Annotated in this window: 15 protein-coding genes and 1 tRNA gene; 8 read left to right on the top strand and 8 right to left on the bottom strand. The window is 62.4% G+C overall.

The annotated features are described in order from the left end of the window. Window positions 1–103: 103 nt before the first annotated feature. The 4 genes from BJP05_RS02390 to BJP05_RS02405 all read left to right on the top strand — a co-directional run bounded on the left by BJP05_RS02390 (window position 104) and on the right by BJP05_RS02405 (window position 3,617). Window positions 104–724, top strand: a complete 621-nt coding sequence (locus tag BJP05_RS02390; protein WP_070362013.1) for a single-stranded DNA-binding protein — start codon at window positions 104–106, stop codon at window positions 722–724. A gap of 106 nt (window positions 725–830) precedes the next feature. Further along, the gene (gene ettA, locus BJP05_RS02395) at window positions 831–2,501 is read left to right on the top strand and encodes an energy-dependent translational throttle protein EttA (protein ID WP_070362014.1); all 1,671 of its coding nucleotides are present in this window, start codon (window positions 831–833) and stop codon (window positions 2,499–2,501) included. A 24-nt stretch (window positions 2,502–2,525) separates the two neighbouring features. Beyond that, a complete protein-coding gene (locus tag BJP05_RS02400) occupies window positions 2,526–2,978 on the top strand; it encodes a thioesterase family protein (RefSeq protein WP_070362015.1) in 453 nt (150 codons plus the stop codon). After that, the gene (locus BJP05_RS02405) at window positions 2,979–3,617 is read left to right on the top strand and encodes a hypothetical protein (RefSeq protein WP_070362016.1); all 639 of its coding nucleotides are present in this window, start codon (window positions 2,979–2,981) and stop codon (window positions 3,615–3,617) included. Here BJP05_RS02405 and BJP05_RS02410 read toward each other — a convergent pair. Next, window positions 3,606–4,028, bottom strand: a complete 423-nt coding sequence (locus tag BJP05_RS02410; RefSeq protein WP_070362017.1) for a globin — start codon at window positions 4,026–4,028, stop codon at window positions 3,606–3,608. The two genes, BJP05_RS02405 and BJP05_RS02410, sit on opposite strands and share 12 nt — an antisense overlap. Next, a complete protein-coding gene (locus BJP05_RS02415; RefSeq protein ID WP_084028545.1) occupies window positions 4,012–5,040 on the bottom strand; it encodes a mechanosensitive ion channel family protein in 1,029 nt (342 codons plus the stop codon). Before BJP05_RS02415 ends, BJP05_RS02410 begins: the two co-directional genes overlap by 17 nt. Window positions 5,041–5,376: 336 nt before the next feature. Between BJP05_RS02415 and BJP05_RS11265 the strand changes: the two genes are divergently transcribed. After that, entirely contained in the window at window positions 5,377–6,090 is a 714-nt protein-coding gene (locus BJP05_RS11265; RefSeq protein ID WP_070362019.1) for a GntR family transcriptional regulator, read from the top strand. Between the two features lie 3 nt (window positions 6,091–6,093). On the opposite strand, the gene pepN is transcribed toward BJP05_RS11265, so the two are convergent. Further along, window positions 6,094–8,502: an aminopeptidase N gene (gene pepN / locus BJP05_RS02425; protein ID WP_070363446.1), complete on the bottom strand. Its 2,409-nt coding sequence runs from the start codon at window positions 8,500–8,502 to the stop codon at window positions 6,094–6,096. Window positions 8,503–8,584: 82 nt separating this feature from the next. Here pepN and BJP05_RS02430 point away from each other — a divergent pair, with 82 nt between their 5' ends. Both BJP05_RS02430 and BJP05_RS02435 read left to right on the top strand, forming a co-directional pair. Then, entirely contained in the window at window positions 8,585–9,202 is a 618-nt protein-coding gene (locus tag BJP05_RS02430; RefSeq protein ID WP_070362020.1) for a DsbA family protein, read from the top strand. 21 nt (window positions 9,203–9,223) lie between these two features. Continuing rightward, the gene (locus BJP05_RS02435) at window positions 9,224–9,688 is read left to right on the top strand and encodes a ribose-5-phosphate isomerase (RefSeq protein WP_070362021.1); all 465 of its coding nucleotides are present in this window, start codon (window positions 9,224–9,226) and stop codon (window positions 9,686–9,688) included. On the opposite strand, the gene BJP05_RS02440 is transcribed toward BJP05_RS02435, so the two are convergent. Genes BJP05_RS02440 through BJP05_RS02460 form a run of 5 tightly spaced genes read right to left on the bottom strand, consistent with a single transcriptional unit; the run spans window position 9,685 to window position 14,635 of the window. Continuing rightward, window positions 9,685–10,518, bottom strand: a complete 834-nt coding sequence (locus BJP05_RS02440) for an aldo/keto reductase (RefSeq protein ID WP_070362022.1) — start codon at window positions 10,516–10,518, stop codon at window positions 9,685–9,687. The genes BJP05_RS02435 and BJP05_RS02440 overlap by 4 nt on opposite strands. 10 nt (window positions 10,519–10,528) lie before the next feature. Then, on the bottom strand, window positions 10,529–11,983 hold the full coding sequence (locus BJP05_RS02445; protein WP_084028546.1) for a cytochrome b/b6 domain-containing protein: 1,455 nt from the start codon (window positions 11,981–11,983) through the stop codon (window positions 10,529–10,531). Next, a complete protein-coding gene (locus BJP05_RS02450) occupies window positions 11,983–12,963 on the bottom strand; it encodes an electron transfer flavoprotein subunit alpha/FixB family protein (RefSeq protein ID WP_070362023.1) in 981 nt (326 codons plus the stop codon). The genes BJP05_RS02445 and BJP05_RS02450 overlap by 1 nt, the downstream gene beginning before the upstream one ends. Window positions 12,964–12,986: 23 nt before the next feature. Then, complete coding sequence (locus BJP05_RS02455) at window positions 12,987–13,766, bottom strand: electron transfer flavoprotein subunit beta/FixA family protein (RefSeq protein ID WP_070362024.1); 780 nt, start codon at window positions 13,764–13,766, stop codon at window positions 12,987–12,989. Between the two features lie 59 nt (window positions 13,767–13,825). Beyond that, entirely contained in the window at window positions 13,826–14,635 is an 810-nt protein-coding gene (locus tag BJP05_RS02460) for a hypothetical protein (protein ID WP_070362025.1), read from the bottom strand. 152 nt (window positions 14,636–14,787) lie between these two features. On the opposite strand from BJP05_RS02460, the gene BJP05_RS02465 reads away from it, so the two are divergent. Next, window positions 14,788–14,862 (top strand) — tRNA-Gly (locus BJP05_RS02465). Window positions 14,863–14,866: the final 4 nt, after the last annotated feature.

Consider the following 14,866-nt stretch of genomic DNA (forward strand, 5'->3'; position numbering starts at 1 on the left):
AAAATCAATCCACAGGCTGCAAGGCCGCATCCTTTCTTTTCTGTTTCTGCACTGGAAAGCTCCGAGTTGTACCAGTTCAGCAAACAATTGAAAGGACACAACAATGAGCCAGATGAACGTCACCGTATGCGGAAACTTGACGGCAGCACCGTACTTTAAGTGGTTCCCGGCGTCGGGAAACTCGGTGTGCAAGATGCGCATCGCGTCCTCCCGCAGGCGGCGCACGGGCGAGCAGGACAACCAGGGCCGCGACATTTGGGAGGACACGGACCAGCTCTACATCGACGTCGAGTGTTGGAACCAGCTCGCCATCAACGCGCGCACCTCACTGTTCCGTGGCGCGCCGGTGATGGTCTCCGGCCGGTTGGTTACGGAGACCTGGGTAGAAACTAACGACGCGGGCGAGAAACTCAACCGGTACCGCACCGTGCTGAAAGCCGACAAGGTCGCGTTCGAGCTCGGCATGCACCAGATCTCCTCCTGGAAGATCACCGAGAACGGCCACATACTCGAGGGTCAGCCTGCGGTGAAGATCAAGACGGCGGTCGACTTCATGACGGAGGAGGAGCGCGAGTTCTACTTCGAGCAACAGAAGATGCAGGCGACGGCGTCGTCGGCGGACTCGGCGTCAGCCACCGACCTGCAATCGCAGTCGCCTGAGCTCGAGCCGGTCGCTGTGGGCGCTAGCAGCACTGAAAGTGACGACGGCCCCGCGCCGTTCTGACGCCCGCGGTTGCGCTCTCGCTCGGCGCCGGGGAAGCGCACGTTCACCTTTCGCTGATGTACCCTGTGAAACGATGTATGTCCGCTTCAGTTAAAGGGGTTTTTACGTGGCTGAGTTCATCTACACGATGAAAAACGTTCGCAGGGCCATCGGTGACAAGGTCATTTTGGACAATGTCACCATGGCCTTTTATCCCGGCGCCAAGATTGGTGTCGTGGGGCCAAACGGCGCGGGTAAGTCCTCGCTGCTCAAGATCATGGCGGGGATTGACCAGCCAAACAACGGCGAAGCATTCCTGGATCCAGGCGCAACGGTTGGCATCCTCCTGCAGGAGCCGCCGCTGAACGAGGAGAAGACGGTTCGCGAGAACGTCGAAGAGGGTCTCGGCGACATCTTCGAGAAGAAGCAGCGCTTCGAAGAAATCGCTGAAGAGATGGCGACGAACTACACCGACGAGCTCATGGAAGAAATGGGCAAGCTCCAGGAGGAGCTCGACGCCGCTGACGCCTGGGAGGTCGATTCCAAGATTGAGCAGGCGATGGAAGCGCTGCGCTGCCCACCATCCGATAGCCCAGTGACCAAGCTTTCCGGTGGTGAGCGCCGCCGCGTCGCGCTGGCGAAGCTGCTGCTGTCCGAACCGGACCTGCTGCTGCTCGACGAGCCAACGAACCACCTGGACGCCGAGTCCGTCCTGTGGCTGGAGAAGCACCTGCAGAACTACCCGGGCGCCGTCCTGGCAATTACCCACGACCGCTACTTCCTGGACAACGTTGCCGAGTGGATCTGTGAGGTCGACCGCGGCAAGCTCTACCCATACGAGGGCAACTACTCCACCTACCTGGAGAAGAAGGCCGAGCGCCTCGAGGTTGCTGGCAAGAAGGATCAGAAGCTGCAGAAGCGCCTGAAGAACGAGCTCGAGTGGGTACGATCCTCGCCGAAGGCGCGCCAGGCGAAGAACAAAGCGCGTCTGGAACGCTACGAGGAAATGGCTGCCGAGGCAGAGCAGTACAAAAAGCTGGACTTCGAAGAAATCCAGATCCCGACGCCTCCACGCCTGGGCAACAAGGTCGTCGAGGTCGAGCACCTGGATAAGGGCTTCGACGGCCGCGTCCTGATCAAGGACCTGTCCTTCACGCTGCCGCGCAACGGCATCGTGGGTGTGATCGGCCCGAACGGCGTGGGTAAGTCCACCCTGTTCAAGACCATCGTTGGGCTAGAAGAGCCAGACGCAGGCACCGTCGTGGTCGGTGAGACCGTGAAGCTGTCCTACGTCGACCAGAACCGTGAAAACATCGACCCGGAAAAGACCGTGTGGGAAGTAGTCTCGGACGGCCTCGACTACATCGTGGTCGGCCAGAACGAAATGCCGTCGCGCGCCTACCTCTCGGCGTTCGGTTTCAAGGGCGCGGACCAGCAGAAGCCATCCAAGGTGCTCTCCGGCGGTGAGCGCAACCGACTGAACCTGGCGCTGACGCTGAAGCAAGGCGGTAACCTGATTCTGCTCGACGAGCCGACCAACGACTTGGACGTCGAAACCCTCGGATCGCTTGAGAATGCGCTGCAGAAGTTCCCAGGTTGCGCTGTTGTGATTTCGCACGACCGCTGGTTCCTGGACCGCACCTGTACCCACATCCTCGCCTGGGAAGGCAACGTTGAGGAAGGCAAGTGGTACTGGTTCGAGGGCAACTTCGGCGACTACGAGAAGAACAAGGTTGAGCGCCTCGGTGAGGAAGCGGCGAAGCCGTCGCGCGTCACCCACCGCAAGCTCAGCCGCTAACAGCGGAAAAGGTAGGAATTGGCTATGTCGGAACAGAATATGCGCGGCAGGATTCACACGCACTCCATCTCGCTGAGGTGGAACGATTTTGACCGGTACGGCCATGTGACAAACTCGGCTTACATCGAGATCGCTCAGCAGGCACGACTCGCGTTTGCCCAGGAGTTCTTCGAGTCTCAGGGGTACGAGTTTGTGGTGTTCGTTCGGCGCATCGAAGCGGACTACGTTCGCCCGGTGCTGCCGAACACGCAGGCAGTGACCGTTGATACGCAGGTGATCCACCTCGGCAACACGTCGTTTACGACGCGTCAGGAGATCAAGGACGCACAAGGCAGCGTCTGTTGCGTGATTGATTGCGTGCAGGTCACCGTGGATAAGCGGACGGCGACCCCGCGAGCAATCACCTCGCAGGAGCTCGGCATCCTTGCCCGCGCCTACACAACGCTCGACGGAGACGACGAGCTGGGGCAGGCATAGGTGGCTACCACCGAAACGCTGACTGTTGAGCAGGGGGAGCGCGGACTGCGCGCCTTGCTGCAGCGCGCCCTCGCACTCCAGGATGACGCCTACGCGCGGTTCCAACGAGTCGGGGAACACGATGTCGACGTCTTCGTCACCACCCCGTTCGACTGCGTCGTCTCGCGCCGGGTCCGGGGTACCGTCTCCCGCGACGGCGCGGTGGTGCCTGCGCGCCGGGTTCTCGAGGCACTCGATACGGCGCCGGGAACACTTGGCGCGGCGCAGGATCAGAACTGGCCCGGGGCACTGCCACCGGCGGAGGGATTTACGCTGCGCGAAGAGGTGCCGATTTCTACAGCGCGCCAGCTTGCCGACGAAGGCCGCAACCTCACGCGTCAGTTCGCGGGCCCGCTCGGCCCGCCGGTTTCACTTCTGGACGCCGTGGTCATCACCGTCGACGCGGACGACCGCGGCCCGAAACTTGAAATACCCATGCGCGCGGTGTTTACCTGCACCTCGCTTGGGCTCATTCCGGGGTTCGAAGCCCCGGTCGAAGTGCCTCGCTACCTGAGGGTTTCGAGCGCAGGCAGGTGGGTGCGTATCGACGCCCCCTTCGGCACCGTTTACCACAGCAAGTCGCTGAGCCTATTCGTATGACCGCGGGCCCTGGTTGATCATCATGTACGCGACTCGCTGCATGTGATTCCACATGGCGTCGCGGTAGGGCTGGGGCAGGGTGGCGTCGTCAAACTCTGCCATTGCCTTGCCCATTAGCTCGAGCCAGCGGTCAGCCTCCGCCTCGCCGATTGCGAACGGGAAGTGGCGGCGGCGCAGCATCGGGTTGCCGCGGCGCTCCTGGTAGGTGCGCGGGCCGCCCCAGTATTGCGTGAGGAACCAGCGCAGGCGTGATTCGGCGCCTTCCCAGTCCTCGTCGGGGTACATGGGGCCGATGAGGTCATCTTCTTTGACCTGGGCGTAGAAGCGGTGCACGAGCGTGTGGAAGAACTCCTCGCCGCCGACGGCTTCGTAGAGCGTTTGCTGCGCTTCGTTGCTATTGCTGATCTGCATCGGTGTTCTCGCCTCCAGGGGTGCGGTCCAGGTGTCGGATGTAGGTCGGCTCCGTGCCGGGTAGTGGTACGCCGTGCGTGTGAAGCGCCTCGAGGATGACCGCGGTCATGAAACGGGAGACGCCCCACTGCTCGCCAGGCAGCGTATTGACCATCACGCGCAGGGTCGCGCACTCTGGGTCGAACTTGGAAATGCCCAGCATGGTGGCCTCGCCGACGAGTTTGTCCTTGATCTCGGGGCGCGTCACTGCGTCCTGCATTGCGGCCTCGACGACGCTGGCTGCCTGCTCCGGATCAGCCTGGATGGAAACAGGGATCTCGAGGCGGGCAACGGAGAAGACGTCGCTCTGGTTGCCAAGCAGATCGATGTTACCGTTTCGGACGTACCAGAGGGTGCCGTCAATATCGCGGACGGTGGTGATGCGCATCGTGACGTGCTCTACAGTGCCCTCAATGTCATTGACCGCGATGACGTCACCGACACCGTACTGGTTTTCCAGCAGCATGAAGATGCCGCTGAGGAAGTCTTTCACAAGGGACTGCGCGCCGAAGCCGAGGGCAACGCCGACGACGCCCGCAGAGGCCACGAGCGGGGCGACGTTGACCCCGAGTTGGTCGAGCACCGCGAGGACCGCCCACACCCAAATCACAATTGCTGCCGCGGAGCGTCCTACGTTCGCCAGCGTGAGGATGCGCTGCTGGCGGCGCTGCTCCCGCGAGCGCGAATGCGCAGTGTCGGGTTTCACGGCGCCAGCGCGGCGGCGGAAGGGGAGAGCCGCGCTGGAGGAGTTGATGGCGTTGTTCGCGGCCTTCGTAATGATTCTGCGCACCACGATGTGCAACACAAGGGCAATGGCCAGGATGACCAGGATCCACAGGGGGCGGGTCACAAAGATGTCCCGCGTGGCGGGGTCATTCCACCACGAGGTGACGGAGTCGACGGCTTCGTCGACATCTGGAACGCTCACGGATTTGGCTAAGACTGATGGAGAAAACTGCGTAAGAGAAAACATTGTGCTCTAGTTTACGCGCTACGTCTCGAGCAGCCGTCGAGCACCCGGGTTACCGCAAATGGGGGTATTGGCCGTGGCTTGGGCGATGTTGTAATTGGCGTTGGAGATTCCTGAATTTGGCACGTCGATAGGGTTCAACTGAAAGTATGACTTTGCAATTTATGGACGTGTCAAGTGTCGCGCACTTTGTTCAAATTTATTGTTAGGTACTTTTATGGTCCAATGAACTATATTAGAAACAACTGAGATTTTGGTGTTGTACCTTTTGGCGTCACACCTGGAGTTATGGGCGGGCGGCAGTGAACCTAAACGCAGCCGCAAAAATAGGAGGAATTTATGGCGAAAAAGCCAGCGTATGTAGCGATTGCTGACGCTCTGCGGAGCCAGATCGAATCGCGCGAGCTCGAACCCGGCGACAAGCTACCCCCAGAACGCGAACTTGTAGACATGTACGGGGTGGCACGCATGACCGTGCGCCATGCACTGGACCTATTGCAACTCGAGGGAATTATTGAGCGTAAGCGTGGCCGCACCGGTGGCACATTCGTTCGCGCGCTACCTCCGATCATCGACTTGACGGGCAAGGTATCGCTGACGGAGCAGCTTATCGCGCATGGTCTGGACGTCTCTTCCGAACTGATTTCGGAGACCGCTGCGCCCGCACCGCAGATCGTCGTCTCTGCATTCGGCGTAGACTCCCGCGATAAGTTGCTCACCAGCGAGCTCGTTCACTTCGCCAACGGTAACCCGGTGTTCGCTGAAACCATCTATGTGCGTCCCGGCTACGAGTCCAAGTACAGCCGTAGCTCCGTCGACTACGCACGTGGCCAGCGTACCGACCTGGGTGGCGTGACTCCTCACCTGCGCCGCGAGGACATCCTGTTCCCGGCCAACCCGACCGATAAGGAGCGCGAGAGCCTCTCCTTGGCGGCGAACACCCCGGTGCACCGCATTACGCGCAAGCTCTTTGAGGGTGGCACGCTGGTCATGTTCGCCTCTATCGTGGCTCGCACGGATGCGGCGCAGATCCGCATCGTCGAGGAGCTCTAGCCTCTAGCGCAGCGTTTTCGCTGCGCCTTCCGCGCCTGCGTCACCAACACGGTTGCGCAGCGCGCGCTCCACGCGGGCCTTACCCTCCGAAACGATGCGGCGCAGGCCCGCCGGAATGTCCTCCCGCGCAAGGAGCGCCTCGGCGCGCTCGACTGTAGCAATCGAAATATCCCACAGCGGGAACAGGCCCTCGAGCGTGTTCTGAGCCATCTCGTTGGTCAGTTTGTCCCACAGCTCTGGCGCGATCTCGAAGTAGCGCTCGGCCAAGCCGTCCATGCCTTCGGAGGTGAAGGTGAGGCCGTCGATAAGGAAGCGCACCTCAAGGTTTGTGCGTGTACCGCTAACGATCTCATCCCACGCCCACTGTTTGTTCGTGACGGCGTCGATGCGCAGGCGCGACAGCGCACCCTCGGAGGACGGATCCTCCTCGTTCTTGGCGGTCTTGGCCAGCATGGCGCCGCCTGCGACAAGGTTCGTGAGCACGAGCCAGCGAATCTCCTGGTTATCCAGCGACTGTAGGAGTTCGTGGAAGTACGTCGTGTTCTGCTTCGAAGGCTGCAGGCGGGCGAGCGCGCGCTGGTAGATACCTGCAGGCTCCTGGCCGCGGAATGCCTCGCTGAGCATGTAGAAGCCGGTGCGCTGCCAGGACCATGCCACGTACTGCTTGACCGCCAGCGTCGCCTGCGCGAGGAGGCGCTCCTGCACACTCGGTTGGTCTTCGAGGCGGCTGAAGTTTGCCACGGCCATCACGAACTTGCGAGCCGGAAGCAGCGTGTCGCGGACGGCCTCCCACAGCGAAGACCAGCACAGGGTGCGCGCAAGCGGGTCCTCGATCTGCCCGATGTGCTCCAGAACGAACCCAGTGTGTTCCGGCGTGAGGCGCATCTTGCAGTAGGTGAGGTCCTCGTCGTTGACCAGCGCGAGGTCGTGGTCGATGCCGGCGAGTTCGGGCACCTCGGTGCGCGCGCCCTCGATGTCGACCTTCACGTGGTGGGTGCGCACGACCTTGTCGCCGTCAAGCTTGTACAGCCCGATGCCGACCCGGTGGGTGCGCAGTACATCGGATTCCTGCACGACTGCGAAGGAATCCTCAGTGATTTCGGGGCGAAGGGTGGACACACCGGTGGTGCGCAGCCACTGCTGGGACCACTCGCTCAAATCGCGGCCCGACGACTTCTCCAACGCGCCCAGAAGATCGTCGAAGGTAGCGTTGCTGAACTTGTGGTTGTTGAAGTGATCGCGCACGCCCGCGAAGAACTCGTCGCGGCCAACGTATGCCTGCAGCTGCTTCAGCACGGATGCGCCCTTGGCGTAGGTGATCCCGTCGAAGTTCTGCTCAGCAGTCTCGATGTCCGGGGCGTCAGCGGCAATTGGGTGGGTCGTCGGCAGCTGATCTTGCTGGTAGGCCCATGCCTTCTCGACGGCGGCGAACGTCGTCCACGCATTCGGGTACTCGCCGATCTCAGTCTGGGCAATGGCCGCGGACCAGGTTGCGAAGGACTCGTTGAGCCACAAGTCGTCCCACCACTGCATCGTGACGAGGTCGCCGAACCACATGTGCGCCATCTCGTGCAGGATCGTGTCGTTGCGGCGCTCGAGGCGGTACGGGGTTGGCTCGGAAGTAAAGACGTACTCATCGCGGAACGTCACCGCGCCGGCGTTCTCCATTGCGCCCATGTTGTACTCGGGGCAGAAAATCTGGTCGTACTTGCCGAACGGGTACGCAATCGCAAAATTCTTGTGGTAGTACGTGAAGCCGTCTTTCGTCTGGCGGAACAAGCGTTCTGCGTCGAGGTGCTCCATGAGTGAGGCGCGGGCAAAGATGCGAAGCGGGATATGCTTCAGATCGTCGACGTACTCGTCTTCGACGAACTCGTACTCGCCGGCGCAGATTGCCACCAGGTACGTCGACAGTGGGTAATCAATGGTGCAGGACCACACGTTGCCCTCACGGGTCGCCTCCTCGTTGAGTACGACCGTGTAGGCCTCTGGCGCGTCGACGGCAATCTTATACGTGGCCTTGATGTCCGGCTGGTCGAAGCAGGCAAACACCTTCATCGCCATCGCGGGTTCGAACTGGGTGTAGAGGTATTCCTTGTTGTCCACCGGGTCGACGAACTTGTGCAGGCCTTCACCAGTGTGGTTGTAGGTAATGGTGGCGTCGACAACTAACGTGTGCTCGCCCTCGGTGAGAGTGAGGGTGCGGCCGTCGACGGGGTGGCCGTCGAGCGTTGCGGAGAACTCGTCGGCGACCAGGTCGAAGAACGTCTCGCCTGCGCCCGAGCGGAACGTGACCGTGGTGGTCGACGTGAACTGCTCTGCTCCGTTGACATCGAGCGCAATATCGTAATGGACATCTGAGATAAGTTGTGCGCGAAGTTGTGCGTCGCTGCGCTTGAGGTTTGTCTTCATGTCCTCCAACATACTCGCCGTACCTGTGTGTTTTTCGCTATGGTGGCTGCATAATTTCCGGAACGAATGGAGGAATGATTCTGTGACTGCACCAGTTACCTTTTGGTTCGACGTAAGCTGCCCATTTTGCTGGCTCACTTCGCGTTGGATGAAGGAAGTAGAAAAGGTCCGCGACATCACGGTCGAGTGGGTGCCGATGTCACTGTCCATTCTTAACGACGGCCGCGACATCCCAGCCGACTACGCTAAGATGATGGAGGCTAACTGGGGTCCCGCGCGCGTGTTCGCAGCGGTGAAGCGCGACCACCCAGAGAAGATCGACGCGCTCTACACCGCGATGGGCACCGCCATTCACGCCGGGGAGCAGGGCGGCAAGAAGGGCTACGGCGCCTACGACGAGATCATCGCGGCAGCACTCGAAGAGGTAGGTCTCGACGCCAGCTACGCCGACCTTGCCAACACGAACGAGATGGACGAGCTGCTTGGCACCTACCACCAGGGTGCGATGGACGCCGTCGGTGACGAGGTGGGCACCCCGGTGGTCAAGCTAGGAGACACCGCATTCTTTGGGCCGGTCATCACCCGCGTCCCAACGGGTGAGGAGGCAGGCAAGCTTTTCGACGCCTCCCTGGCACTGAGCGAATACCCCTACTTCTTCGAACTGAAGCGTTCCCGCACGGAACCGCCGCAGGTGAGCTAGCAGGAAGGTAGGGTAGAGCGCATGCGAATTTACCTTGGGGCAGATCATGCCGGTTTCGAACGAAAGAATCAGATTAAGGCCCACCTGGAAAAGCAGGGCCATGAAGTCATCGACTGTGGTGCGCACGAGTATGACGCCCTCGACGACTACCCAGCGTTCTGCATCGCCGCAGCTGAGCGGACGGTAGCGGACGAAGGCTCCCTCGGCATCGTGCTGGGCGGCTCTGGCAATGGTGAGCAGATCGCCGCGAACAAGGTGAAGGGCGCTCGCTGCGCCTTGGCGTGGTCTGAGGAGACCGCGCGCCTGGCACGCGAGCACAACAACGCGCAGCTCATCGGTATCGGTGGGCGCATGCACACCGAGGAAGAAGCGCTGAAGATCGTCGACGCGTTCATTGGTCAGGAGTGGAGCAACGAGGAGCGCCACCAGCGCCGCATCGACATCCTGTCCAAGTACGAGGAGACGGGCGAAGCCCCGGCTATCTAGCCCAGTTCTTCGTAGTCCGCGGGGTGCGGGCCGTGGCGCCCGAACTCCTCCTCATCGAGCGCGACGATGGCGGACATTTCTTCGGGGCTGAGCGTGAAGTCGAAAATGTCCATGTTTTCACGCATCCGCTCCGCGGACGTGGTCTTGGGGAACACGATCACGTCGTTTTGTAGATGCCAGCGCAGCACCACCTGCGCTGGCGTTTTGCCGTGTGCCTCGGCGGCGTCAGTAATTTCGGGGAAGTCCGTGAGGTCGTAGGCGCCGCCACCGAGCGGAGCCCAGCCCTCGATGGCGATATTGTGCACACGCATCGCGTCGAGCTCTTTCCAGTTCTGGAACAGCGGGTGCAGCTCAACCTGGTTGACCACGGGGGTGACGTCGGTGTGCATCTCAATCTGCTCAATGTGCTCTGGCAGGAAGTTTGAGACGCCGATGGAGGTCGTGAGTTTAGCCTCGCGGAGTCCAATGAGGGATTTCCACGCATCCACGTATGCGCCCTGTCCGGGCAGAGGCCAGTGAATGAGGTAAAGATCCACGTGGTCAAGCCCGAGTTTCTCCAGTGACTCCTCGAGCGCCGCCGGGGCGTCGTGGTGGCGGTTGTTCCACAGCTTCGTGGTGATGTACAGCTCCTCGCGCGGGATCCCCGACTTCGCGATTGCCTTGCCGACGCCCTCTTCGTTCCCATAAATGTGGGCGGTGTCGAAGTGTCTGTAACCTGCCTCCAGCGCTTCGCTGACCAACCGCTCGGCCTCCTGCGGGTCTACGCGGTGGAGGCCGTAGCCGAGTTGAGGGATTGATGTGCCGTCGTGAAGCGCAAACATGGGTACCATGCGCTTTACTTTAGCGGCTTGTCACCTTGCCAGTCGCTTGCGCCACCGGGGCTACCAGTGCGGGGCGTGCCAGCCTGCACACCACCGCGATCACGGCTGCCGCAACGAGGAACAGGATGACGCCAGTCCAGCTCGTGCCGTACACGTCTGGGTCGACGTCGCCGGAGGCAGCGAACATCGCGTTCATGTTTCTGCGCAGACCCGTGGTGAGCACCAGGAAGACGTGTACCACGGTGAACAGGACGAAGAACAGCATGGTGGGGAAGTGAATGGCGCGTGCAGCCTTCAGCGAGAAGAAGGACCAGGACTTCGGCCACCACTCGCTCATGCGAGCGCCGGAGAGGATCGCCAGCGGCGCGGCAAGGAACACCACCGCGAAGTACGACAGCTCCTGCAGCGCGTTGTAGTGCACCCACGGGTTTTCCGTCGGCCAGTCCAGGCTGAGGTACTGGATCCCCGCGGAGACCGCTTGCGGGATGACCTCCCAGCTCGTGGGCACGATTCGCATCCACTGGCCAGTGGCGAACAGGACGATGTAGAACGCCACGCCGAGCGCCACCCACAGCACGTCAATGGTGAGGTGCAGCCACAGGGTAAGAGAAATTTTCTTCTTGGGGTTTGTGCGCGGCGCCCAATACGCTTCGGGTTTGCGCTCGTGGCGCACGGTCATACCAGTCTTGATGATGAGCGCCATGAACAGCATGTTGAAGAAGTGCGACCACCCCAACCATGCGGGCAGCCCAACAGGTGCGCCTTCCGGCAGGGGCTGCTGGCCGGTGTAGCGTTCGATGAAGCTGCTGCCCGTCGGGGTGCCGACGAACCAGCGCGCCACCAGGACCGCGACTACGAACGCAGCGAGCAGCGCGACGCCACCGTACGCCCACCAGCGACGCGATGGAGTTTGAGTCGGCGCAGGCACGGGCTGTGCCGCCAACTTCGGCCGCTCGGGCTGTGCTAGCTGCGGCGAGGACTCGACTGCTGGTACCGGTACCAGTTCCGGTGCCTGTTCTGCAGCCTGCGCCGCTGCGCCGTAGAGCGGAGGAACCGCCACAGCGGGGTCCTCTGGGACGTCGACACTGGCGACAGGCGGGAACGGGCCAGCCCCGGCAGTACGCGGAAGGCCCTGACGCACGGCGACCGTGGTGAGCGGGCCAGCTGGTTGCTCTTCCGCGGGCTGTTCGGCGGCAGCGCGTTCTGCAGCCGCTGGGAACACCTGCTGCACGGCAGGGTCCGCAGCGACTGCGACCGAGTCTGTAGGAGGCCATGGCTGGCCGCTCGGGGTACGAGGCAGGCCGCGACGGAGGGGCGTCGATACGCCTTCGGGTTGCGCTGGGGCCGGAGCCGCTTGAGCTCCGACCAGATCGCCGCTCACGGCCGGGTCGGGTTCGAGCGCGACCTCATCAACTGGTGGCCACGGCTGGCCGCTCGCTACGCGGGGCAGGCCACGACGAAGGTGCACCTGCATTACTCGGACGCCTCCGTGCTGCGGCGAGCTGCGATCTGCTCGATGAGTTCCGGCACCACGTCGAAGAGATCGCCAATGATGCCGAAGTCCGCGATATCGAACAGCGGAGCGTCCTCATCGTTGTTGATCGCGATGATGGTGTCGGCTGTCTGCATGCCCACGAGGTGCTGCACAGCGCCGGAAATACCGATGCCGATGTAGAGCTTCGGGCTGACCACGATGCCGGTCTGCCCAATCTGGGCGTCGTGGCTGATTTGGTCCTCGTCAGCAGCGGAGCGGGTCGCGCCGACTGCGGCGCCGAGCTCGTCGGCAAGCCCGCCCACGAGGTGCTCGAACATGTCCGCGTCGCCCAAAGCAACGCCTCCTGCAACCACGCGATCTGCGGTGAGCAGCTCCGGGCGCGTCGAGGTGCGCACCACCGGCGTCACCGAAGTCACCGTCGCGGCGCGCATCCCGGAGGCGGTGACATCCAACTCGTGGACCTCGGGCGTCGTCGCATCCGCGCGGCGATCGATCGCGCCGATGCGCACCGTAATAATTGGCGCCGAGTGGGTCGCTGCAGCGGTTGCGGTGTAGGCGCCGCCGTAGTTCTCGTGGTCCGTCACAATGCCCTGGTCGTCTCGGCGGACATCAATCGCGTCGGTGAGCAGGGCCTTGCCCTTGCGCACGGCCAGGCGCGACGCGACGTCGCGGCCGCGGACGGAGTGGGCGAGGATCACGGCTGCCGGGTCGGTGGCGTTGAACGCGGCCTCGGCGGCGTCGACAAGTGGGACTGCCTGCTGCTGCGCGTCAACGTTAGTGGTCAGCACCACGGCTGCGCCGAGCTCGCCGAGCGCTTCGGCGTGTGCTGGGTTGGTGGTCAGCACCACCGGGGTACCCAGAGGCGCGGCTGCGCCGATGAGTTCGGCGGCGGTGGAGTCGAGCTGGTCGTCGTGCGTCGCGTCGAGCACGACCAAAACTGTGCGGGGAGAGGTTGCCATGTCAGTATCCTTCGTTCGGCGGGTTAGATGTAGTGCTTCTCTGCAAGGAAGTCGACCAGCTGGCCCACAGCGTTCGGGCCGTAGTCAATGATCTCGCCGCGCTCACGCGCAGGACGCTTTTCGACGTCCACCATGATCGCCCGCGGCCGTGCGAAATCCTCCGCGTCGACGCCGAGCTCCGCCAGCGTCAGCGTGTGCAGTTCCTTCTTCTTCGCCGCCATCAGACCCTTGAAGTTCGGGAAGCGGGCATCCGGGTACTCGTCCGAGACCGCGACCAGCGCCGGGAGCTGCGCCTCCAGGGTGAGCGTGGCGTGATCGCTGACCTGCGTCGCAGTCACCATGTCGTTGTTGAGCGTGACCTCGGTCGCGTTGGCGATGGCGGGCCAGCCGAGCATCTCTGCGAGCAGTCCAGCCATGACGCCGCCACCGCCGTCAGAGGACGCGGTACCGAGCACAACCAGGTCGTAGTCCTTGTTGCGCAGTGCCGCCGCGAGCACTTCTGCCGTCAGCGTCACGTCCGCGCCGAGGAGCGCGTCGTCGGCAATGATGTAGGCATCATCCGCGCCCATCGCGATGCCCTTGCGCACGCTGGCATGCGCTGTTTCTGGCCCTACCGTAATGAGGTCGACGATGGTTTCCTCGTCGCCGCGGGCCTCCTTGAGTCGCATCGCGGCTTCGACGGCGCGTTCGCAGACCTCGTCAGCGACGACATCACCGGAGCGATCGGTCAGGCCGGTTTCCAGATTCAGGTCGCGGTCGCCGTACGTATCCGGGACTTCCTTGAGCAACACTGCAATGTTCACGAAACGCTCCTTCAGCGGTGGGGTGCTAAACGGTAGGCATTCTAGCGCACTGGCCTGGACTAAAAGTCAAATCCCCCGAAGTCGAAGCCACCACCATCCCCAAAGAGGCCGCCGTCACCGAACAGGCCCTCGCCGCCGGCGTCGCCCATGTCGCCCATCTCCCCGGCATCGCCGATGTCTCCAGCATCTCCCATATCGCCGAAGTCGCCTGCGCCGGCGTCCCCGAAGTCACCCGCTGCGAAGGCCTCTGGCGATGGCGTGCCGGCCATACCTGCGAACATCGCGGAGTAGAACATCATCGAACTTGCAGCCCACATGCCAGTCATCATCGCTGGCGCCCACCAGGCGGTGGAGTACCAGCCGGCCGGTACTGGGCGGCCGGCGACAACGCCGCCAGGGTAGTAGTTCGGGGTGCGCTCAGAAGCGTACGGGGATGCGGTGACGGTGGTGCCGTCTTCCTGGCGGATCGTTCGCTCCTCGGTCACCCGGCCCGCGCTACGCTGGCCTTCCAGTTCCGGAAGCTCTGGGCCCGCGGGCATGCCCATGATTTCGCGTGCTGCGTTGACATAGTGCAGCCCCTCCAGGGCAGATTCGCGAGCGAGCATGGCCTGCTTCGGTGTGGTCGCCTGGCCCAGCGCGCCACTTGCTGCGTTGTAGCGTTCAGAGGCGTCGGCCATCGCCTGGGTCGAAGCAGCGTCGGTACCGGAGATAGTAAGGACTTGGGAGCCAAGTCGCTCTGTCCAGCGGCGTGCGTCCGCAATCGCGTCCTCGAGCTGGAGCTGTTCGCGCTGGTTGGTCGCGCCATTCTGGCGACTCTTTATCAGGTACACCGCGGCGCCAACGATAGCGAGGATCAAAATGAGGTTCATAGTGAGGGAAAGCTCCTTCGGGATCGGCCACAAATTATCAGTACTTACAACGTGCAACGCACGTGGTTGGGAGAAAGTTCCACGCTAAGCGGGTGGTTTTGTCTCAAAGTCGGCGGTGGGTTACACTTGCGCCCATCACCTTTTGGTGAAGTGGGAATGTCGTATAGTGGCTAATACCTCAGCCTTCCAAGCTGAAGACGCGGGTTCGATTCCCGTCATTCCCTCCAAATG

The sequence above is a fragment of the Corynebacterium sp. NML98-0116 genome (assembly GCF_001767255.1).
Classification (GTDB): Bacteria; Actinomycetota; Actinomycetes; order Mycobacteriales; family Mycobacteriaceae; genus Corynebacterium; species Corynebacterium pseudogenitalium.